Source organism: Anaeromyxobacter paludicola (assembly GCF_023169965.1).
Lineage (GTDB): Bacteria > Myxococcota > Myxococcia > Myxococcales > Anaeromyxobacteraceae > Anaeromyxobacter_B > Anaeromyxobacter_B paludicola.
In genome coordinates this window covers 887,259-907,485 of sequence record NZ_AP025592.1, presented here as the reverse complement: position 1 = coordinate 907,485, position 20,227 = coordinate 887,259, and the positions used below count along the sequence as shown (strand labels likewise).

General features: G+C 74.4%; 17 protein-coding genes. 16 read left to right on the top strand and 1 reads right to left on the bottom strand.

The genetic code is table 11. The features are described 5' to 3' along the window. Positions 1-146: 146 nt before the first annotated feature. From lipA to AMPC_RS04150, 12 genes are all read left to right on the top strand, one after another. A complete protein-coding gene (gene lipA, locus AMPC_RS04205) occupies positions 147-1,040 on the top strand; it encodes a lipoyl synthase (protein WP_404800664.1) in 894 nt (297 codons plus the stop codon). Between the two features lie 29 nt (positions 1,041-1,069). Beyond that, entirely contained in the window at positions 1,070-2,296 is a 1,227-nt protein-coding gene (locus AMPC_RS04200; RefSeq protein ID WP_248344577.1) for a thiamine pyrophosphate-dependent dehydrogenase E1 component subunit alpha, read from the top strand. A 4-nt stretch (positions 2,297-2,300) separates the two neighbouring features. Continuing rightward, positions 2,301-3,275 (top strand): alpha-ketoacid dehydrogenase subunit beta, encoded by a 975-nt coding sequence (locus AMPC_RS04195; RefSeq protein WP_248344575.1) that lies wholly within the window; start codon positions 2,301-2,303, stop codon positions 3,273-3,275. A gap of 32 nt (positions 3,276-3,307) precedes the next feature. Further along, positions 3,308-4,636: a dihydrolipoamide acetyltransferase family protein gene (locus AMPC_RS04190; protein ID WP_248344573.1), complete on the top strand. Its 1,329-nt coding sequence runs from the start codon at positions 3,308-3,310 to the stop codon at positions 4,634-4,636. Positions 4,637-4,644: 8 nt separating this feature from the next. Then, entirely contained in the window at positions 4,645-5,781 is a 1,137-nt protein-coding gene (locus AMPC_RS04185; RefSeq protein WP_248344571.1) for a thiamine pyrophosphate-dependent dehydrogenase E1 component subunit alpha, read from the top strand. Positions 5,782-5,806: 25 nt separating this feature from the next. Beyond that, complete coding sequence (lpdA, locus tag AMPC_RS04180) at positions 5,807-7,255, top strand: dihydrolipoyl dehydrogenase (protein WP_248344569.1); 1,449 nt, start codon at positions 5,807-5,809, stop codon at positions 7,253-7,255. Further along, the gene (gene lipB / locus AMPC_RS04175) at positions 7,252-8,337 is read left to right on the top strand and encodes a lipoyl(octanoyl) transferase LipB (protein WP_248344568.1); all 1,086 of its coding nucleotides are present in this window, start codon (positions 7,252-7,254) and stop codon (positions 8,335-8,337) included. Before lpdA ends, lipB begins: the two co-directional genes overlap by 4 nt. 82 nt (positions 8,338-8,419) lie before the next feature. Next, positions 8,420-9,808, top strand: a complete 1,389-nt coding sequence (locus AMPC_RS04170; RefSeq protein WP_248344567.1) for an aspartate kinase — start codon at positions 8,420-8,422, stop codon at positions 9,806-9,808. Positions 9,809-9,914: 106 nt separating this feature from the next. Continuing rightward, positions 9,915-10,355 carry a ComEA family DNA-binding protein gene (locus AMPC_RS04165; RefSeq protein WP_248344566.1) on the top strand — a complete coding sequence of 147 codons (441 nt, stop codon included), beginning with the start codon at positions 9,915-9,917 and terminating at the stop codon, positions 10,353-10,355. 63 nt (positions 10,356-10,418) lie between these two features. After that, entirely contained in the window at positions 10,419-11,879 is a 1,461-nt protein-coding gene (locus AMPC_RS04160) for a zinc-ribbon domain-containing protein (protein ID WP_248344565.1), read from the top strand. Positions 11,880-12,020: 141 nt separating this feature from the next. Continuing rightward, complete coding sequence (locus tag AMPC_RS04155; protein WP_248344562.1) at positions 12,021-13,202, top strand: glycosyltransferase family 2 protein; 1,182 nt, start codon at positions 12,021-12,023, stop codon at positions 13,200-13,202. A 31-nt stretch (positions 13,203-13,233) separates the two neighbouring features. Beyond that, positions 13,234-14,952: an amidohydrolase gene (locus AMPC_RS04150; RefSeq protein WP_248344559.1), complete on the top strand. Its 1,719-nt coding sequence runs from the start codon at positions 13,234-13,236 to the stop codon at positions 14,950-14,952. Positions 14,953-15,011: 59 nt separating this feature from the next. Here AMPC_RS04150 and AMPC_RS04145 read toward each other — a convergent pair whose 3' ends face one another. After that, the gene (locus AMPC_RS04145; protein ID WP_248344557.1) at positions 15,012-15,671 is read right to left on the bottom strand and encodes a C40 family peptidase; all 660 of its coding nucleotides are present in this window, start codon (positions 15,669-15,671) and stop codon (positions 15,012-15,014) included. A 99-nt stretch (positions 15,672-15,770) separates the two neighbouring features. Between AMPC_RS04145 and AMPC_RS04140 the strand changes: the two genes are divergently transcribed. Genes AMPC_RS04140 through AMPC_RS04125 form a run of 4 tightly spaced genes read left to right on the top strand, consistent with a single transcriptional unit; the run spans position 15,771 to position 20,222 of the window. Beyond that, positions 15,771-17,900 carry an ATP-dependent helicase gene (locus AMPC_RS04140; protein ID WP_248344554.1) on the top strand — a complete coding sequence of 710 codons (2,130 nt, stop codon included), beginning with the start codon at positions 15,771-15,773 and terminating at the stop codon, positions 17,898-17,900. Then, a complete protein-coding gene (locus AMPC_RS04135; protein ID WP_248344552.1) occupies positions 17,897-19,513 on the top strand; it encodes an Hsp70 family protein in 1,617 nt (538 codons plus the stop codon). Before AMPC_RS04140 ends, AMPC_RS04135 begins: the two co-directional genes overlap by 4 nt. Continuing rightward, positions 19,510-19,944, top strand: a complete 435-nt coding sequence (locus tag AMPC_RS04130) for an SCP2 sterol-binding domain-containing protein (RefSeq protein ID WP_248344550.1) — start codon at positions 19,510-19,512, stop codon at positions 19,942-19,944. The genes AMPC_RS04135 and AMPC_RS04130 overlap by 4 nt, the downstream gene beginning before the upstream one ends. Further along, complete coding sequence (locus AMPC_RS04125; protein WP_248344548.1) at positions 19,941-20,222, top strand: hypothetical protein; 282 nt, start codon at positions 19,941-19,943, stop codon at positions 20,220-20,222. Before AMPC_RS04130 ends, AMPC_RS04125 begins: the two co-directional genes overlap by 4 nt. The last annotated feature ends 5 nt before the right edge of the window (positions 20,223-20,227 follow it).

The window sequence follows — 20,227 nt, the reverse complement described above, 5'->3', positions numbered from 1 at the left end:
GGCTTTTTTTCGGAAGAATGAGTAAGGGTACGAGGACCATGACGACCCCTTCCCGAACGCGCCTCCCGGTACTCGGCGGCCCGGCCGAGGTCCCGCCTTCGGATCGCGCGGAGATCGTCGCCCGGATGCGCGCCGAGGGCGTGCCGATGGGGGCGAAGAAGCCGCCGTGGCTCCGGGTGGGCGTCCCGGGCGGGGAGCGCTACCGGACGGTGAGCGAGACCCTGGGCCGGGAGAAGCTCCACACGGTCTGCCAGGAGGCCCACTGCCCCAACGTCGCCGAGTGCTGGGGCGGCGGCACGGCGACGGTGATGCTCATGGGCGACACCTGCACGCGCGGGTGCCGCTTCTGCAACGTGAAGACCGCGGCCGCGCCGCCGCCGCTCGATCCCGACGAGCCGCGCCACCTCGCCGAGATGGTCGGCCGCCTCGGGCTCGAGTACCTCGTCGTCACGAGCGTGGATCGCGACGACCTGCCGGACGGCGGCGCCGGCCACTTCGCCGAGGCGATCCGTCACCTGCGCGCCATCCCGGGCCTGCTCGTGGAGGTGCTCACGCCCGACTTCCGCGGCGACGCCGAGGCGGTGCGGACCATCGGGCGCGCCCGCCCCGACGTCTTCGCGAACAACCTCGAGACGGTGCGGCGGCTCACGCCGGTGGTGCGGGACGCCCGGGCCGGGTACGACCAGACGCTCGGGGTGCTCGACCGGATGAAGCGCGAGTTCCCGTCCATCTTCACCAAGTCCTCCATCATGCTCGGGCTCGGCGAGACCCCGGAGGAGGTGGAGGAGGCGATGCGCGACCTGCGGGCCGTCGGCGTCGAGATCCTCACGCTCGGGCAGTATCTGCGCCCGTCCGCCTGGCACCTGCCGGTCATGGAGTTCGTGACGCCCGAGCGGTTCGAGACCTTCAAGGGCCTTGGGGAGCGGCTCGGATTCAGGTACGTGGCGAGCGGGCCCCTCGTCCGTTCGAGCTACCGGGCGGCGGAGCTCTTCCTGCGCGGGGAGATCGGCGCCCCGCGACGGCCGGCTGGCGGTCCCTGAGCGTCCTCACCCTGGATTCGGAGCGACCGATGCGGCGAGAGATCCACCAGAACCTCGTGAAGCGGAACGGGCACGGCGGCCAGAACGGCCACGCCATGCCGGAGCTCCCGCCGTTCGCCCAGCGCCCCGCGCCCCATCGGCCGGAGAAGGAGTTCCCGCTCGAGACCGTCCTCGCCGACGACGGGAGCGCCGACCTCTCGCGCTTGCACCTGCCGGCGGAGCGGCTCGTATCGCTCTACCGGCTCATGGTGCTGAACCGGCTCCTCGACGAGCGGATGATCCAGCTGCAGCGGCAGGGCCGGATCGGCTTCTACATCGGCTCCATCGGCGAGGAGGCGACGGTCCTCGGCGCGGCGGCGGCGATGGCCGACCAGGACTGGATCTTCCCCTGCTACCGCGAGCACGGCGCGGCGCTGCTGCGCGGCCTGCCGCTCCAGAGGTTCCTCTGCGACCTGCTCGGCAACTCGGGCGATCTCATGCTCGGCCACCAGATGCCGTGCCACGAGGCCTTCGCCGCCGGGCGCTTCGCCTCCATCAGCTCTCCCATCGCCACCCAGATCCCGCAGGCGGTCGGCGCCGGCTGGGCGGCCCGCATCAAGGGGGACGACATGGTGCCGCTCGTCTACTTCGGCGAGGGGGCCACGAGCGCCAACGACTTCCACACCGGGCTCAACTTCGCCGGCGTGCGGAAGGTCCCGGTGGTCTTCGTCTGCCGCAACAACGGCTGGGCCATCAGCGTGCCGCGCGAGCGGCAGACCGCCGCCGTCACCTTCGCCGAGAAGGCCCTCGGGTACGGCATGCGGGGCGAGCGGGTGGACGGGAACGACCTCCTCGCGGTGTACGAGGCGACCCGGCTCGCCCGGGCGCGCGCCCACGCCGGCGAGGGCCCCACCCTGATCGAGTGCGTCACCTACCGGATGGAGGGTCACTCCACGAGCGACGACCCCCGGGCCTACCGCGCGCCCGAGCTGGTCGAGCCGTGGCGGAAGAAGGACCCCATCCTGCGCCTCAAGGCGCACCTCGCCTGGCGCGGGCTCCTCTCCGAGGCCGACGACGCGGCGCTCCGGGAGCAGGCCCAGGCCGAGATCCTGGCCGCGATGCGGGAGGCCGAGGCGCTCCCGCCGAAGCCGCCGCTCGAGAGCCTCTTCCAGGGCGTCTACGCCGAGCCGCTCTGGCAGCAGCGCGAGCAGCTCGAGGAGCTGCGGGCGGCGGTGGACGCGGACCCGCGGGCCGCCCGGCTGCGCGAGGAGGGCTAGCGCCGTGCCCACGATGAACGTGATCCAGGCGGTGAACGACGCGCTGCGCACCGAGATGCGGCGCGACGCGAACGTGGTCGTGCTCGGCGAGGACGTGGGGCGGTTCGGGGGCGTCTTCCGCGCCACCCAGGGGCTGCACGACGAGTTCGGCGCGGACCGGGTGATCGACACCCCCCTCGCCGAGGGCGGCATCATCGGCACCGCGGTCGGGATGGCGCTCTACGGCCTGCGCCCGGTCCCCGAGATCCAGTTCGCCGACTTCATCTTCCCGGCGATGGACCAGCTGGTGAACGAGGTGGCGAAGTACCGGTACCGCTCCGGCGGCCAGTACGCCTGCCCCATGGTGATCCGCAGCCCCTACGGCGGCGGCATCCGCGGCGGCCACTACCACTCGCAGTCGCCCGAGGCCCACTTCATCCACACCGCCGGGCTGAAGGTGGTGGTGCCCTCGAACCCGTACGACGCCAAGGGGCTCCTCATCTCCGCCATCCGCGATCCGGACCCGGTGCTCTTCTTCGAGCCGAAGCGGGTCTACCGCGCGGCCAAGGGGGAGGTGCCCGAGGGCGAGTACGAGATCCCGCTCGGCCAGGCCCGGGTGACGCGCGAGGGCTCGCAGATCACCGTCATCGCCTGGGGCGCGATGTGGCACGAGGCCGACCAGGCGGTGCGCGAGGCGGCCGAGGCGGGCCTCGACTGCGAGCTCCTCGACCTCCGCTCGCTCCAGCCGCTCGACGTGGACGCCATCGAGCGATCGGTCAGGAAGACCGGGCGCGCGGTGATCGTCCACGAGGCGCCCCGGACCTGCGGCTTCGGCGCCGAGCTCTCGGCGCTCATCCAGGAGCGCTGCTTCCTCTCGCTCGAGGCGCCCATCACCCGGGTCACCGGCTTCGACACCCCCTTCCCGTACACGCTCGAGGCGGAGTACCTGCCGCGAGCCCCCCGCATCCTGCGCGCCCTGCGCGAGGTCGCCGCCTTCTAGGCTCCACACCCGAGCACCGCACCGAGGGACGCATGGCCTACCAGTTCATCCTCCCCGACATCGGCGAGGGCGTGGTCGAGGCGGAGATCCAGCAGTGGTTCGTGAAGCCCGGCGATCCGGTCCGCGAGGACCAGCCGCTCGTCGAGGTCATGACCGACAAGGCCACCGTCACCATCCCGTCGCCGCGGCGGGGGAGGGTGACCCGGCTCCTCTGGAAGGAGGGCGACCTCGCCAAGGTGCACCAGCCGCTCCTGGAGATCGAGATCGAGGAGGCGGCGGGGGCGTCGGCGCCGGAGGCCGGCAGCGCGGTGCCCCTGGCCGCCCCTCCCCAGCCCTCCCCGCCCGAGCGGGGAGGGAGCACCGCAGCGCCCGCGTCGCCTGAATCGCCGGCGGTTCTCCCCCTCTCCCGCGCGGCGGCAGAGGGTCGGGGAGGGGCCGCGCACCGCGCCCTCGCCGCCCCGGCCGTACGCGCCCTGGCCCGCCAGCTCGGCGTGGACCTCCAGTCCGTCCCCGGCACCGGACCCGGCGGCCGCGTCACCAAGGACGACGTGAGCGCCGCCCGCGACGGCGTGGACGGGCGACCTGCCGCCGCGGCCCGCCCGGCCGCCGCGCCCGCCGGGGAGGGCGCGCCGGCGGCCGCGCTCCGCGGCGCCGCGCCGGACGACGAGGTGGTGCCGCTGCGCGGGCTGCGCCGGAAGATCGCCGAGCACATGGCGGTCTCGAAGCACACCGCCGCCCACTTCACCTTCGTCGAGGAGGTGGACGTCACCGAGCTCACCCGCGTGAAGGACCGGATCGCCGGCGCCGCGCGCGAGCAGGGGGTGAAGGTCACCTTCCTCCCGTTCATCGTGAAGGCGGCGGTGGCCGCGCTGAAGAAGCACCCCGCGCTCAACGCGCTCGTGGACGAGGGGCGCCAGGAGGTCCGGCGCAAGCGGACCTTCCACCTCGGCGTCGCCGCCGCGACCGAGCAGGGGCTGGTGGTCCCGGTGGTGCGCGACGCCGACCGGCGATCGCTCCTCGACCTCGCGCGAGAGATCGAGCGGCTCGGCGCCGACGCCCGCGGGGGGAAGCTCCGGCTCGAGGACCTCGGCGGCTCCTCCTTCACCATCACCAGCCTGGGCGCGCTGGGCGGGCTGTTCGCCACCCCGATCATCAACCACCCGGAGGTGGCGATCCTCGGCGTCCACCGCATCCGGCCCACGCCGGTGGCCCGCGACGGCCAGGTGGTGATCCGGGACGTGATGCACGTCTCCCTCTCCTTCGACCACCGGATCGTGGACGGGCACGTCGGCGCCGCCTTCGCCTACACGCTCATCGGCTACCTCGAGGACCCGAACCTGCTCTTCATGGAGCTGGTCTAGGCGTCCCCATGGGCGACCCCTCGCCCGAGCTCGGCCTGTTCCGCGTCCTCGACGAGGAGGGGCGGGTGGTCGGGCCGCCGCCGGAGCTCGCGCCGGAGCGGCTCCTGCGGCTCCACCGCGCCATGGTGCTGCAGCGGGTCCTCGACGAGCGGATGCTCACGCTGCAGCGCGAGGGGCGGGTGAGCTTCTACGGCGCCTGCACCGGGGAGGAGGCGGCCTGCCTCGCCAGCGCCGCCGCCGCCGAGCCGGACGACTGGATCTTCCCGGCGCTGCGGCAGTCCGGGGCCATGCTCCTGCGCGGCTTCGACCTCGTCACCTGGCTGTGCCAGGTCTTCGGGAACGCGGGCGACGCGCTCAAGGGCCGGCAGATGCCCTCCCATATGTCCGGGCGGGAGGTGAACCAGGTCTCCTGGTCCTCCTGCATCGGCTCGCAGCTCCCCCAGGCCGTCGGCGCCGCGCTGGCGATGAAGCTCCGGGGGGACCGGCGGGTGGCGCTCGCGTACATCGGCGACGGCGGCACCGCCAGCGCCGACTTCCACGCCGCCATGAACTTCGCCGGGGTGCTCGAGCCGCCGGTCGTCATCCTCTGCCAGAACAACCACTGGGCCATCTCCACCCCCACCGCGGCCGAGTCGGGCTCCGCGACCATCGCCGTCAAGGCGCGGGCGTACGGGCTGCCGGGCGCGCGGGTGGACGGGAACGACGCGCTCGCGGTCTACGCCGCCACCCGGACCGCGGTGGAGCGGGCGCGGGACGGCGGCGGGCCGAGCTTCCTCGAGCTCGAGACCTACCGGATCGGGGCGCACTCCACCTCCGACGACCCGCGCGTCTACCGCGACGAGGCCGAGGTGGAGGTCTGGCGACGGCGCGACCCGCTGGCCCGGCTCGGCGCGTACCTGCGCGGGCGCGGCCTGCTCGACGACGCCGCCGCGGCGGCGCTCCGCGTCGAGCTCGAGGCCCTGGTGCACCGCGCCGTCGCCGAGGCGGAGGCGCTCCCGGCGCCCGCCCGCGAGACCCTCCTCGAGGACGTCTACGCGCGCCCGCCCTGGCAGCTCGCCGACCAGCGGCGGTGGCTCGACCCCGAGCCCCCCGGCCCGGCCCGGGCGCGCGAGAGCGCTGGCGAGGGCGGCCGTCAGGCGCTATGACTGCGGCGCCTCGGGAGGGGCACGCATGGACACCAAGACCTTCGACGCGGTGGTGATCGGCGCAGGGCCGGGCGGCTACGTGGCCGCCATCCGGCTCGCCCAGCTCGGCAAGAAGACGGCGCTCGTGGAGAAGGAGTCGCTGGGGGGCGTCTGCCTGAACTGGGGGTGCATCCCGTCCAAGGCGCTCATCGCGGTCGCCAACCTGGTGGACGAGATGCGCGGCGCCGCCGATCGCGGCATCATCGCGGACCAGCCCCGGATCGACGTCGAGAAGCTGCGCGCCTTCAAGAACGAGGTGGTGAAGAAGCTCGTGGGCGGCGTCGGCACGCTCGAGAAGGGGAACGGCGTCGAGGTCCTCCGCGGCGCGGGGCGCTTCGTGGCGCCGAACGCCATCGAGGTGAAGGGCGAGAAGGGCGAGTGGCGCGTGGAGGCGCCGGCCTTCATCGTCGCCACCGGGGCCCGCACCATCCAGATCCCCGGGTTCGAGTTCGACGGCAAGGACGTCTGGAGCGCCCGCGAGGCGGTGGACCTCCCGGAGATCCCGAAGCACCTCGTGGTCATCGGCGGCGGCATCATCGGCCTCGAGCTCGGGAGCACCTACGCCCGGCTCGGCTCCAAGGTCACGGTGGTGGAGGCCCTCCCCCAGCTCCTCACCGGGATCGATCCCGAGGCGGTGCGGGTGGTGCAGAAGAACCTCCGCCAGCGCGAGGTCGCGGTCCACGTCTCGGCCAAGGCCAAGGGGCTCGACCGGGGCAAGGACGGGCTCGCGGTCCGCATCGAGGTGGACGGCAAGGAGCAGGCCATCCCCTGCGACAAGGTGCTGGTGGCGGTCGGGATGCGGCCGGACGCGTCCGGGCTCGGGCTCGACGCGGTCGGCGTGAAGATCGGGCCGAAGGGCTTCGTGGAGGTGAACGAGCGCTACCAGACGAGCGTGCCGTCCATCTACTGCGTCGGCGACCTCTCCGGCCCGCCGCTCCTCGCCCACAAGGCGTCGAAGGAGGGCGAGATCGCCGCCGAGGCGATCGCCGGCAAGAAGTCGGTGCGCGACTGGGTGGCCATGCCGGCCGCCATCTTCACCGAGCCGGAGGTCGCGAGCGTCGGGCTCTCCGAGGAGGAGGCCCGCAAGGCGGGCTACGAGCCGGTGGTCGGCAAGTTCGGCTTCGGCGCGCTCGGCCGCGCCATCGCCATCGACCACACCGACGGCTTCGTGAAGGTGGTGGGCGACAAGGGCTCGGGGCTGCTCCTCGGCGCGACCATCGTCGGCCCCGAGGCCTCCGACCTCATCGCCGAGGCGGCCCTGGCGCTCGAGATGGGCGCCTACCTCGAGGACGTCGCGCTCACCGTCCACGCGCACCCGACGCTGCCGGAGGCGCTCATGGAGGCCTGCAAGGCCGCGCTCGGCGAGGCCATCCACGCGCTCAACCGGCCGGAGCGGCCGCGCAAGGCCGACGCGCGGGCGGCGGCGCAGGCGTGAGGACCCTCGCCGTCCACAAGCTCGGCCGCGTCGAGTACGAGGACGGGCTCGCGCTGATGCGCCGGGCCGGCGCCGCCGTGGCGGCCGGCGCGCCGCCCGGGGAGGACCACCTCTTCCTCCTCGAGCACCCGCCGGTCCTGACGATGGGCCGGAGCGCCAGCCAGCGGAACATCGTCGCCTCCCGCGACTGGCTCGCCTCGCGCGGCTTCGAGATCCACGAGACCGACCGCGGCGGCGACGTCACCTACCACGGGCCCGGGCAGGTGGTGGGGTACCCGATCCTCGACCTCTCGGATCGCCCCGACGTCCGCCGCTACGTGGGCGACCTCGAGGAGGCGATGATCCGGACCTGCGCCGACTGGGGCGTCGAGGCCGGCCGTCACCCGGAGCACCGCGGCTGCTGGGTAGGGACCCGCAAGGTCGGCGCCGTCGGCGTGCACCTGTCGCGCTGGATCACGAGCCACGGCTTCGCCTTCAACGCCGCGCCCGACCTCGGCCACTTCCAGACCATCGTCCCTTGCGGCATCGCCGACCCGCGGCTCGGGGTGACGAGCCTGGCGGCCGAGCTGGAGGCCCGCGGAAGGGCCGCCCCGCCGCTCGCGGAGGTGGAGGAGCGGCTGGCGCACCACCTCTGCGCGCTCTTCGGCCGGGCCCGGCGCGAGGCGCCGCCCGACGTCCGCACGGTGGCGGTGGTGCCCGTCGCGCCCGACGGCAGGGTGCTCCTGCTCCGCCGGACGGCCGAGCGCGGCGGGTTCTGGCAGCCGGTCACCGGCCGGATCGAGCCCGGCGAGTCGGCGGCCGCCGCCGCGGCGCGGGAGCTCCGGGAGGAGACCGGCGCCGCGAGCGAGGTCGCGCCGCTCGACTACCGGCACGCCTTCTCGGTCGATCCGGCGCTCCTGGCCCGGCCCCCGGAAGGCCTGCTGCTCGTCGAGGAGACCGCCTTCGCCGCCCGCCTGCCGGACGGGTTCGCCTGGCGGCTCTCGGCCGAGCACGCGGAGGCGGGGCTCTTCCCGCTCGACGAGGCGCTCCGGCTGCTCCCCTGGGCCGGGCTGCGCAAGGCGGTCCGCCTGGCCCTCCGGTAGCGGCGTGGCGGAGTTGCCGCCGACCGCACTTCAAGTATCATCGACGGGCTTCGCTCCACCCCCACCGCCCGCGTGAGGCCAGATGATCAGCGTCGAGAAGATCGGCGGCACCTCGATGTCGAAGTTCGAGGACGTGCTCGCGAACATCATGCTGCGGGAGCCCGAGCGGATCTACGGGCGGGTGTACGTCGTCTCGGCCTACGCCGGGGTGACGAACCAGCTGCTCGAGCACAAGAAGACCGGGGAGCCGGGCGTCTACGCCCGGTTCGCCTCCGGCGCCGACTTCGCCGAGGCCCTCGGCGCGCTCACGAAGAGGCTCGAGGACCTGAACGCCGGGCTCGCCCCGCTGGGGCTCGACCTCGGCCGGGCCAACGGCTTCATCGAGACCCGGATGCGCGAGCTCGAGGGCTACCTCGACTCGATGCGCCACGTGCTCGGGTCGGGCTACGTCCGGCGCGAGAACGTGCTCCTCGCGGCCCGCGAGATGCTGGCGGCCATCGGCGAGGTCCACAGCGCCTTCAACAGCGTCGAGATCCTGAAGGCCAAGGGCGTGCGGGCGCGCCTCCTCGACCTCTCCGGCTTCGACGACGACGAGCCGCTCACCATCGACGAGCGGATCCACGAGTCGTTCCAGGGGGTCGATCCGCGCGAGGAGGTGCTCGTCGTCACCGGCTACACCAAGGGCGTCGAGGGCATCATGCGGGAGTTCGACCGGGGCTACTCCGAGGTGACCTTCAGCAAGGTCGCGGTGGAGCTCAAGGCCGACGAGGCGGTGATCCACAAGGAGTACCACCTCTCCTCCGCCGACCCGGAGATCGTCGGCCCGGCCAACACCGTGGTGGTGGGCGCGACCAACTACGACGTCGCCGACCAGCTCGCCGACGTCGGCATGGAGGCGATCCACCCCAAGGCGGCGAAGCCGATGGAGCTCGCCGGCATCGCCATCCGGCTCAAGAACACCTTCGAGCCCGAGCACCCGGGCACGCTCATCACCAAGGACTACGTGGGCGAGAAGGCCCGCATCGAGGTGATCGCGGGCACCACCAAGGTGAGCGCGCTCGAGATCCACGATCCCTCGATGGTCGGCACGGTCGGCTTCGACCTCGGCGTCATGGAGATCTTCCGGCGCCACGGGGTCTCGTACATCGTCAAGACCACCAACGCGAACTCGATCACCCACGTGGTCTGGGAGAAGGCGGTCACCTCGGCCTTCGTGGAGGAGCTCGAGAACCGCTACGAGCTCGTCACGGTGGTGCCGGCGGCGGTGGTCTGCGTGATCGGCTCGAACATGGCCATCCCCGGCGTCCTCGCCCGCGCCACCCAGGTGCTGGCCGAGAACCAGATCAACGTGAACGCGTTCTCGCAGTCGCTGCGGCAGGTCAACATGCAGTTCGTCATCGACCGGGCCGACTACAAGAAGGCGGTCACCGCGCTCAACCGGGCGCTCTGCCTCCGGCCCGTCGCCGGCTGACGCCGGCCGAGGCTCCCTCCCGGACGCCGGGAGGCCCGCCCGCGCACGCCGCGCGCTCCGCGGCGCGCGCGACGGCTTCGGCGCGGAACTTGCTCCCCGCGGTCGCGTGGCCCGCCGCCTCGCGCTCCTCCTGCTCGCGCTCCTGACGCTCGCGCCCGCCGCGGCGCGGCGCGTCCTCTTCCACCCCGGCCGCGGGCGGGAGTGCGCGCCGGAGGGGAGGGGAGCGCCGCCACGCGGCTGGGTCGGCTGCGCGACGGACCCCGGGCCGCGGCGCGGCCTCTCCGGGCGCGAGGCGCGCCTCGCCGGCGCCCCCATCGACCTCGACCGGGCCACCGCCGAGGACCTGGCCGGCGTGCCCGGCCTGAGCGCCCGGCTCGCCGCGGCGGTCGTCGCCGACCGGGAGGAGCGGGGGCCCTTCCGCTCGGTGGACGACCTCGCCCGGGTGCGCGGGATCGGGCCCGCGCGGCTGGCCCGGGCGAGGCCCTGGCTCCGCGCCGGAGCCGAGGGCTCGCCGGGGAATCCTCGGGCGCTTTCGGGGGGCTCGTGAACGTGGCGCGAGCCGTTGACCTGCGCTACGCTGCGCCTCCCGAGAGGTTCCTGGGAGACGCCTTTGCACATCCGCTGCGAACGATGCTCCACCGTCTACGAGCTCGACGAAAAGCTCGTCCCGGCGGAGGGGGCCCTGGTGCAGTGCACGCGCTGCGAGCACGTGTTCACGGCGATGCGTCCGGCCGGCGCCGAGCCCGCCGCTCCGCCGGCGCCCGCCTCCCGCCCCGAGCCGAGCCCGCAGCCGCCCCCGTCCGCCGCAGCGCCAGCCAGGAATGGGGCGATCGACGAGTCCGGCGAGGCGCCCAGCTCCGCGGAGGCCGCTCCGGAGCCCGCGCCCGAGCCGCTCCCGGAGCCGCCCCGGCTCTCCACGCTGGAGGGCTCCGACGACGAGCTCGCGGGCCCTCCCCGTCGCGCCGGGCCCGCCCCGAAGGCGGAGGGGCAGGGCGCGCCGGTGCCGCCCTGGGCCCGGCCGACCTCGGCCGGCGCCGCGCCCGGCCCTTCCGTGCCGATGTCGAGCGCCTACCGCTCTTCCGTGCAGCGGATGCGCTCCACCCGCCGCGGCGGCGGCGCCTCGCTCCGCTGGGTCGGGGTGGCGCTCCTCGTCATCGCCCTGCTCGCGCTCGGCGCCTGGGCGGTGCACGCCTTCCTGGGCCGGCAGACCGACCCCGGCGCCGCGACGAAGCGGAAGGAGGGGCACACGCTGCTCCTCCGCGACGACCCCGGCAGCCTCGCCGCCGCCGCCGACGCCTTCGCCGCCGCCTCGGCGCTCGACGGCAACCTCTTCCAGGCCGAGGCCGACGTGGCGCTGGCGCGCGTCCTCGAGCTGTCGGATCTCTCCTGGGAGGCGGCCCGGCTGCAGCGGGAGTACGCCCGGGACGGCGCCGAGCTGGCGCAGCTCAAGTCCGACCGGCCGGCCGGCTGGGAGCGGCGCGAGGCGGAGCTCTCGGCCCGCGTGAAGGCGCTGACGGCCCGCTACGACGACCTGCGGGAGCAGGGGAACCGGCGCGAGGCCTCGGCCAAGGGGATCCTCTCCTCGCTGGTGCGCGACCACCCCGGCGATCCCGCCGTCTTGCGCGCGCTCGCCCTCTACGACGCCCTCGGCGGCAACCGCGAGGGCGCGGCGCAGGCCCTGGCCCGCGCCGACGCGCAGAAGCTCTCCGATCCCTGGCTCGAGCTGGCGCGCGCCAGCGCCAACGCCGGCGCGAAGGACGCCGCCCGGCGCGAGCGGGGGCTGACCGGCCTCCTGGACCTCTCCCGCGCCCACCCCGAGCTCCTCCGGGCCCGGCTCCTCGCCGCGCGCGCGCTCGTCGAGGCGGAGCGGCGCGACGACGCGCTGCGGATCCTGTCCGAGCTGGTCCGCTCCAACCCGCAGCACGCGACCGCCGCGGCGCTGGCGCAGGCGCTCGTGCCCCCGCCTTCTCCGCCAGCGCCGGCGGCGCCCGCCGCGTCGGCCGCCCGCCCGGGCCCGGTCGAGCCGCCGCTCGCGACCGCCGCGCGGAACCCCGCGTCTCCGGCGCGGTAGTCTTTTTCCCAGCCCCCCGGACCGCCTGGCCGCTCGCCCGTCCGGAGCGTCGCCGCGCCGCCGCGCCTGCCGGCCGGCCCCAGAGCGCTCTTCGCTCCTGCCGTGGCCGCGGTGGCGCGCCTCTTGCTGTCAGCGCGGGGCATGGAATTCGTCTTCTGGGCCTCGCTGGCCCTGGTCGGGTTCAGCTACGTCGGCTACCCGCTGCTGCTCGCCGCCCTGACCGGGCTCCGCGAGGCGCTGTCCGGCCTGCGGTACCTGACGGGCGGCGGCGACCGGCGGCGTCGGCTGCGCGAGGACCGCTGGCCGTCGATCTCGATCGTCTTCTCCGCCTTCGACGAGGAGGGCTGCATCCGGCAGAAGCTCGAGAACTGCCTCGCGCTCGACTACCCGCCGGACCGGATCGAGGTGCTCGTCGGGTGCGACGGCTGCACCGATCGGACCGCCGCCCTGGCCCGCGAGGTCGGCGACCCCCGCATCCAGGTGCGGGAGCTCCCGGTGCGCGCCGGGAAGTCCGCGGTGCTGTCGCGGCTCGTGCCGGAGGCCCGCGGCGAGCTGGTGGTCTTCACCGACGCCAACGTGATGGTGGAGAAGGGGGCGCTGCGCGCGCTGGTGCGCCACTTCCAGGATCCGGAGGTGGGCGCCGTGGTGGGGCGGCTGCGGCTCTACAACCGCGTCCGGCGCGACTACGAGGAGAGCCTCTACTGGAGCTACGAGACCCTCCTCAAGTACTACGAGGGGAAGCAGGGGCTGGTGCTCGGCGCCAACGGCGGGATCTACGCCATGCGCCGGCTCCTGTTCCGGCCGCTCGACCCCGCCACGATCACCGACGACTTCGTCGCCTGCGTGCAGGTGGCGGCGCGAGGGTGGCGCGTGCCCTTCGAGCCGGAGGCGGTGGCGTTCGAGGAGACCACCGAGGACTACGGGCGCGAGTTCGGGCGCAAGGCCCGCATCGGCGCCGGGAACTGGCAGGCGCTCACGCTCGTGCCGCAGCTCCTCGATCCGCGGCAGGGGTTCCTCTGCTTCGCGTTCGTCGCCCACAAGCTCCTGCGCTGGCTGACGCCCTTCCTGCTGGCTGGCGCCCTGGTCGCCTCGGCGGCCCTCGCCGCGCGCGGGCTGCTCGGGTACCAGGCGCTGCTCGCCGCGCAGGTGGCCTTCTACCTGCTGGCGCTCGGCGGGCGGCTCGGGGCCGGCGGCCCGGCCCGCCGGCTCATGTCGAGCGCGCACTACTTCGTGGCCATGAACGCGGCGCTGGCGGTGGGGCTCTGGCGCTTCCTGCGCGGCACCCAGGCGGCCGCCTGGGCCCGGACCGCCCGGAACGCGTGACGGCGCGCCGGGGGCCTGATACGACGGCGGCATGCGCCGCCTCTTCCTCGCCGCCCTCGTCATGGCCCTCGCGGCCTGCGCCGCCGCGCCGGTGAAGCGCGCCCTCACGGAGGAGCAGATGAAGGACGACTACGTCGTCGCCGGCCGGCTGCTCGCGCCGGACGGCTGGGCCGCCGCCGCCCTCGTCCGCGACGGCAAGTTCGCCTGCGTGGGGACGCTCCCCGACTGCCTCGCCCAGACGCGCCCCAACGTGCCGGTGCTCGACCTCGGCAGGGGAGTCGCCGTTCCCGGCCTGGTGGACGCGCACGGGCACGTCTACGGCTTCGGCCGCTCGCTCCTCGAGGTGCACTGCGAGGGGACCCGGGGCGAGGAGGAGTGCGCGGCGCGGGTCGCCGAGCGGGCCCGCCGGGCGCCGCCCGGGACCTGGATCCGCGGCCGCGGGTGGAACCAGGAGGAGTGGCCGGCCTCGCGGTTCCCGTCCGAGCGCTCCCTCACCGTGGCGGTGCCGGAGCACCCGGTGCTCCTCATGCGGAACGACGGCCACGCCGCCTGGGTCAACGAGGCCGCCCTGGCCGCCGCCGGGATCGACGCCGCGACGCCCGACCCGGACGGCGGCCGCATCCTCCACTACCCCGACGGCCGCCCCAGCGGCGTGCTCGTGGACAACGCCGTGGATCTCGTGGCGCAGCGGCTCGCGAAGCCCGCGCCGGCCGAGCTGGAGGAGGGGATCCTCCGCGCGCTGCGGGAGCTGCTCGCGCTCGGGCTCACCGAGGTGCACGACGCCGGCTGCGACGGCGACACCCTCGAGGCCTACCGCCGGCTCGCCGAGGCGGGGCGCCTGCCGATCCGCGTCTACGCCATGATCGACGGGCAGCAGCCGATGCCGGAGGTCGAGCGGCTCATGGCGCTCTGGAAGGCGACCCCGGAGGTCGGCCGGCTCACCGTGCGCGCCGTGAAGCTCTACGCCGACGGCGCGCTCGGGAGCCGCGGCGCGGCGATCTCGTCCGAATACGCCGACGACCTCCCCGGCAACCGCGGCCTCTGGATGACCCCGCCGGCCGAGCTGCGCGCGCGCATCGAGGCGGTGGCGCGGGCCGGGTTCCAGCCGGCGGTGCACGCCATCGGGGACCGGGCCAACGCCGAGGTGCTGAAGGACTTCGCCGCGCTCGCCGAGGCCGGGATCGCGCTCGAGCCGCTCCGCCCCCGCCTGGAGCACGCCCAGTTCCTCCCGCCGGAGGACGTCCACCTCCTGAAGGACCACTGGTGCGTCGCCTCCATGCAGCCCCTCCACGCGGTGCGGGACGCCCCCTGGGTGGAGAAGCGGCTGGGGAAGGACTCGCCCATCCTGGCGGGCGCCTACGCCTGGAAGACGGTGCTCCGCTACGGCGTGCCGCTCGCGTTCGGGTCGGACTTCCCCATCGAGTCCCCCGACCCCCGGCTCGGCCTGCTGGCGGCGGAGCTGCGGACCCCGGAGACCGGCGCCCCCTGGCAGCCGGAGCAGCGCATCACGCGCCTGGAGGCGCTGCGGGCCTACACCCGCGGCGCCGCCGTGGCCGCGCTGGCCAGCGGGCGGCGCGGCGAGATCCGGGCCGGCCAGGACGCCGATCTGACGGTGTTCGCGGCCGACCCGCTCACGGTCACCCCGCGGGAGCTCTCCCGGCTCCGGGTGCTCCGGGTGGTGGTCGGCGGGCGCACCGAGCTCGGCGGCACCGCGGCCGGCCCCGCGCCCGGGCCGGGAACCCAGCCCTGAACCGTCGGCCCGTGATCCGCGGGGGGAGGGGCGCAGCCCCTCCCTTGACCTTCGGACCGTCAGGGCGCCAGCAGCGAGGCCGAGTCGATCACCAGGCCGCCCGCCGGCAGCGCGCGCCGGTCCACCACGAGCGCGTCGTTCACCTTGCGTCCGCTGGCGTCGGCCATGCGGGTGGGCCAGGCGGGGTTGGCCCGGAGTCGGACCACGCCGCGCCGCGTGCGGTGGATGACGAGGAGCGTGCCATCCGCCTCGCGCCGGGCCACGATGGCCGCGTGCATCGGAGGGCCGCCCGGCCGGTCGGCCAGGAAGAGCACGTCGCCCGGCTCGGGCGCGTGGGCCGGCCCGTGGAGCTGGCCGCGCCGCTCGGCGAGGGCGTGGATCGCGGCGGCGTCGGACGCCTCGGGGGGGAGGGGGCGGCCGGCCCGCGCGTAGGCGAGCCGGACCAGCGCCGCGCAGCCGGGCTCGTCCTCGAGCCCGTCCGCGGGGACCCGACGACGCCCGAGGAGGCTCGCGGCCGCGTCCACGGCCCGCTCCGCCTCGGTCGAGCCGGGGAAAGCGCGGGCCGGGCCGGCGCCGCGGACGTCGCGGACACCGGCCCGGCTCACGCCGGCGGGCGGGGGCAGGTTGGAGTGGCGGGCCCGGCGTGCCATCCCCTCCGAGGCGCAGCCCGTGACGACCAGGGCGAGCGCGGCGGCGAGGCACTGCCGGACGGCCAGCATGCGAGAACTCTAGCGGGCTCCGGCCGCGCGTAAAGAAATCGACCGCCATCGGCCGCGCGTTGACCCGCGTCGGCCCGCGCTGCTACGGTCCCTGAACGCATGTCACGGGTGTACCAGCTGAAGCCGGCGGCGCGAGCCGAGGCCGCTCTCGACCTCGCGGGGCAGCTCAACGAGCAGCAGGCGGCGGTGGTGCAGGCGGGTGGCGGGCCGCTCCTCGTCATCGCCGGCGCCGGCTCGGGCAAGACCCGCACGCTCACCTTCCGGGTGGCGCGCCTGCTGCGCGAGGGTCTGTCTCCCGACGCGCTGCTGCTCCTCACCTTCACCAACCGGGCGGCGGGAGAGATGCTCCGGCGGGTGGAGGAGGTGGCGCGGCTCGACACGCGGCAGATCTGGGGCGGCACCTTCCACCACGTCGCCCACCGGGTGCTGCGCGAGCACGCCCCCGTCCTCGGCTACGCCAAGGGCTACAGCATCCTCGACCGCGAGGACGCGAAGGAGGTGATGGGGGCCGCCATCGCCTCGGCCGGCCTCTCGGTGGGCCCGCGCCGCTTCCCCAAGGCCGACCTGCTCCTCGACCTCGTGTCGATGGCGATCAACACGCAGACGCCGCTCGCGGACCTGCTCGCCACCCGCACGCCGCAGTTCGCGCCGCTCGAGGAGGACGTGCTCAAGGTCGCGCGGGCCTACGCGGAGCGCAAGCACGCGCTCAACGCCATGGACTTCGACGACCTCCTCCTGAACTGGAAGATCCTGCTCGCCGAGCACGAGCCGGTGCGCCGCGCCCTCGCGGAGCGGTTCCGGCACGTGCTCGTGGACGAGTACCAGGACACCAACCGGCTCCAGGGCGACATCGTGGACCTGCTCGCCTCGGCCCACCGGAACCTCTGCGTGGTGGGCGACGACGCCCAGAGCATCTACGCCTTCCGCGGCGCCCACTTCGCCAACATCCTGCACTTCGAGAAGCGCTACCCCGACGCGCGGCGGTTCGACCTCACCGTCAACTACCGCTCCACCCCGCAGATCCTGTCGCTCGCCAACGCCTCCATCGCCATGAACGTGCGCCAGTTCGAGAAGGAGCTCTCGAGCGTGCGCGCCGACGGGCCGCTCCCGGCGCTCGTGCCCTGCCGCGACGTGCAGCAGCAGGCCGGGTTCGTGGCCCAGCGGGTGCTCGAGCTGCGCGACGAGGGGATCCCGCTGAAGGAGGTCGCCGTCCTCTACCGGGCCCACGGCCACGCCATGGAGATCCAGTTCGAGCTGGCCCGGCGCGGCATCCCCTTCGTGGTCCGCAGCGGGGTGCGCTTCTTCGAGGCGGCCCACATCAAGGACGTCCTCGCCCACCTCCGCTTCGCGCAGAACCCCGGCGACGAGCTGGCCCTGCGCCGGGCCCTGAAGCTCCAGCCCGGGATCGGCGGCGCCACCGCCGAGGCGGTCTGGAACGCGCTCGACGCGCGGCGGCGCGGCGGGGCGGGCACCCTCGACGACCTGCTCGCGCCCGACGTGGCCGGGCAGGTCGCGCCCAAGGGGCGGCCCGGCTACCGCCGCTTCGTGGACCTGGTGCGGGCGCTGGCCCGGCCGCCCACCCGCGACCTCCCCGGCGAGGCGATCGAGAAGGTGCTCGAGGGCGGCTACGAGGACCACCTCCGCGCCGAGCACCTCGACGCCGACTCGCGGGTGGAGGACCTCCGCCAGCTCGCCGAGTACGCCCGGAGCTACGAGGACACCGAGCAGTTCCTGGCCGAGATCGCGCTCCTCACCGAGCTCACCGCCGAGACGGTCTCGGAGGGGAGCGAGCCCGACGAGAAGATGGTCCTCTCGTCGATCCACCAGGCGAAGGGGCTCGAGTGGCGGGCCGTGTTCGTGGTGTGGCTCGCCGACGGGCGGTTCCCGAGCGCCCAGGCGCTGCGCGACCGGGACGGCGAGGAGGAGGAGCGCCGGCTCTTCTACGTCGCCTGCACGCGCGCCAAGGACGAGCTCTACCTCGCCTTCCCGGTGATGGCCTCGCCCAAGGACCGGGAGCGGGTGGTGCTGAAGGCGTCGCGGTTCCTCGAGGAGCTGCCCGGCGAGCCGGGCGTCTACGAGCGCTGGCAGCTCGACGAGGGGATGGGGCTGGCGCTCCCGGCGGCGCCGGCGACCGCCGCCCTGGCGGGCGAGGCCCCGCGCGCCCTCGCCGCCGCCCTGACCGTGCCCGCGCTCTTCGGCCCGGCTGTGGTAAAAAAGGGCTCCCCATGACCCTCGCCCCGGCGCGCGAGAAGCCGATCATCGGCATCGATCTCGGGACCACCAACACCTGCGTGGCCCACGTCCGCAACCGCATCCCGCGGGTGGTCCCGACCGACAAGGGCAGCCTCATCCTCCCGAGCGTGGTGGCGCTGTCCGAGCGCGGCGACCTCCTCGTCGGGGGGGTCGCCAAGGACCAGCTCCTCGTCAACCCGAGGAACACCATCTACGGCGCGAAGCGGCTCATCGGGCGCAAGTACGCCTCGAAGGTGGTCCAGGAGCTCCGCAACTACTACTCGTACGAGATCGTGGAGGGGCCGCAGGGAGAGGCCGCGGTGCTCCTCGGCGGGCAGGTCTACTCGCTCCCGCAGGTGAGCGGGATGGTGCTCGGCCAGGTGAAGCGCGTGGCCGAGGCCTTCCTCGCGCACCCCATCGGCCAGGCGGTGATCTCGGTCCCGGCCTACTACAACGACAACCAGCGCAACGCCGTGAAGGAGGCGGGGCGGCTCGCCGGCTTCGAGGTGAAGCGGATCGTGAACGAGCCGACCGCCGCCGCGCTGGCCTACGGCTTCAACCGCGGGCTCGACCAGAAGATCCTGGTCTACGACCTCGGCGGCGGCACCTTCGACGTCTCGGTGCTGCAGCTCTCCGGCAACGTGTTCGAGGTGCTGGCGACGGGCGGCGACACCTTCCTCGGCGGCGTGGACTTCGACAACCGGATCATCGACCACGTCCTCGAGGACTTCTGGCGGGCGCACAAGGTGGACCTCGCCGCCTCGCCCATCGCCATGCAGCGCATCAAGAAGGGGGCGGAGGCGGCCAAGATCGACCTCACCCTCATCCCCAACGTGATGATCGAGCTGCCCTACGTCGAGGAGAAGCGCGGGCGGCCGCTCGACGTCCGCGCGGCGCTCTCGCGCGGGCAGCTCGACGCGCTCACCGGCGACCTCGTGGACCGCACCTTCGAGATCTGCGACCGGGTGCTGGCGGAGAAGCGGCTCGACCCCGGCGACATCGACGAGATCATCCTCGTCGGCGGCCAGAGCCGGATGCCGCTCGTGCAGGAGAAGATCCGCGAGCACTTCGGCAAGCCGCCGCGCCGCGGGGTCCACCCCGACGAGTGCGTGGCGCTCGGGGCCGCGCTGCTCGGCGACTCGCTCGACGAGATCGACTCGGTCACGCTCATCGACGTGCTCTCGATGCCCATCGGCATCGCCACCGGGTCGAGCCACTTCCGCCGCATCCTCGAGAAGAACCAGCCCATCCCGTCGGTGAAGAGCTTCCGCCTGCCGCCGCCGCGCGAGCCGGGGCAGCCCATCGAGATCGACATCTACCAGGGCGAGAGCGACCTGATCGTCGACGACGAGTTCCTGGGCTCGCTCCGCTTCCCGGCCGCCGCGACCGGGCGGCGCATCGACTTCCGGCTCGACGAGGAGTCCCTCCTGCGGGTCTCCTTCGACGAGCCGGGGCAGGGGATGCGGCAGGTGAACTTCGCGACCCGCGACACGCCCGAGGCGCTGCGCCGCGCGCTCGCCCAGGAGTCCCGGCAGCGCCAGCGCGAGGAGGCGGCCCAGCCGGGCGAGAAGCGCGGCCTCTTCGGCTGGTTCCGGCGGGGCGAGCGGTGATCTTCCCGTCCGCCGAGTGGCTCGCCGCCGCGGTCGCGCAGGTGAACGCCGAGCCCGACCTCGCAAAGGCGCTCGCCGGGCTGGGGCGCGACCTCGGCGCGGTGGTGGAGCCCGACCCGCCGCACTTCCGCGGCGCCTTCGCCGTCTGGGGGCGGCAGGAGTCGGGCCGGATCGCGGAGGCCCGCGTCCTCGCCGATCCGGACGACCTCCTGGAGCTCGAGCCCGAGTACGTGCTCCGCGCACCGTACCGGCTCTGGAAGGAGCTCCTGCTGGGCCGGCTCGACCCGGTGAAGACCGCGCTCTCCGGGCGGCTCCGGGTCGAGGGCGATCTGGAGGCGCTGGTCCGGCGCAGCGGCTACCGTTACGTGGCGGAGCGGGCCCTGGCCCGGCTCGACACCGAGTTCGCCGACGAGGCGAGGAGGGACGGATGAGGAAGCCACCCGGAGCGGACCTCCTCGGCCTGGGCGCGCGGGCGGTGGCGCGCGCGGCCCGCGCGGTGCTCGAGGATCCCCGCGGACAGGAGGCCGTGGCCCGGGCGGTCGGGGCCGCCCAGCGCGGCGTGAAGCGGCTCGAGTCGGCGCAGGAGACGGTGCTCCACGCCTTCGGCTTCGCGGCCCGTCCGGACTACCAGGACCTGCAGAAGCAGGCGGCGCGCCTCAAGCGGAAGGCGCGCGAGCTCTCCGAGAAGCTCGGCAAGAGTTCGCGTTGACAGCC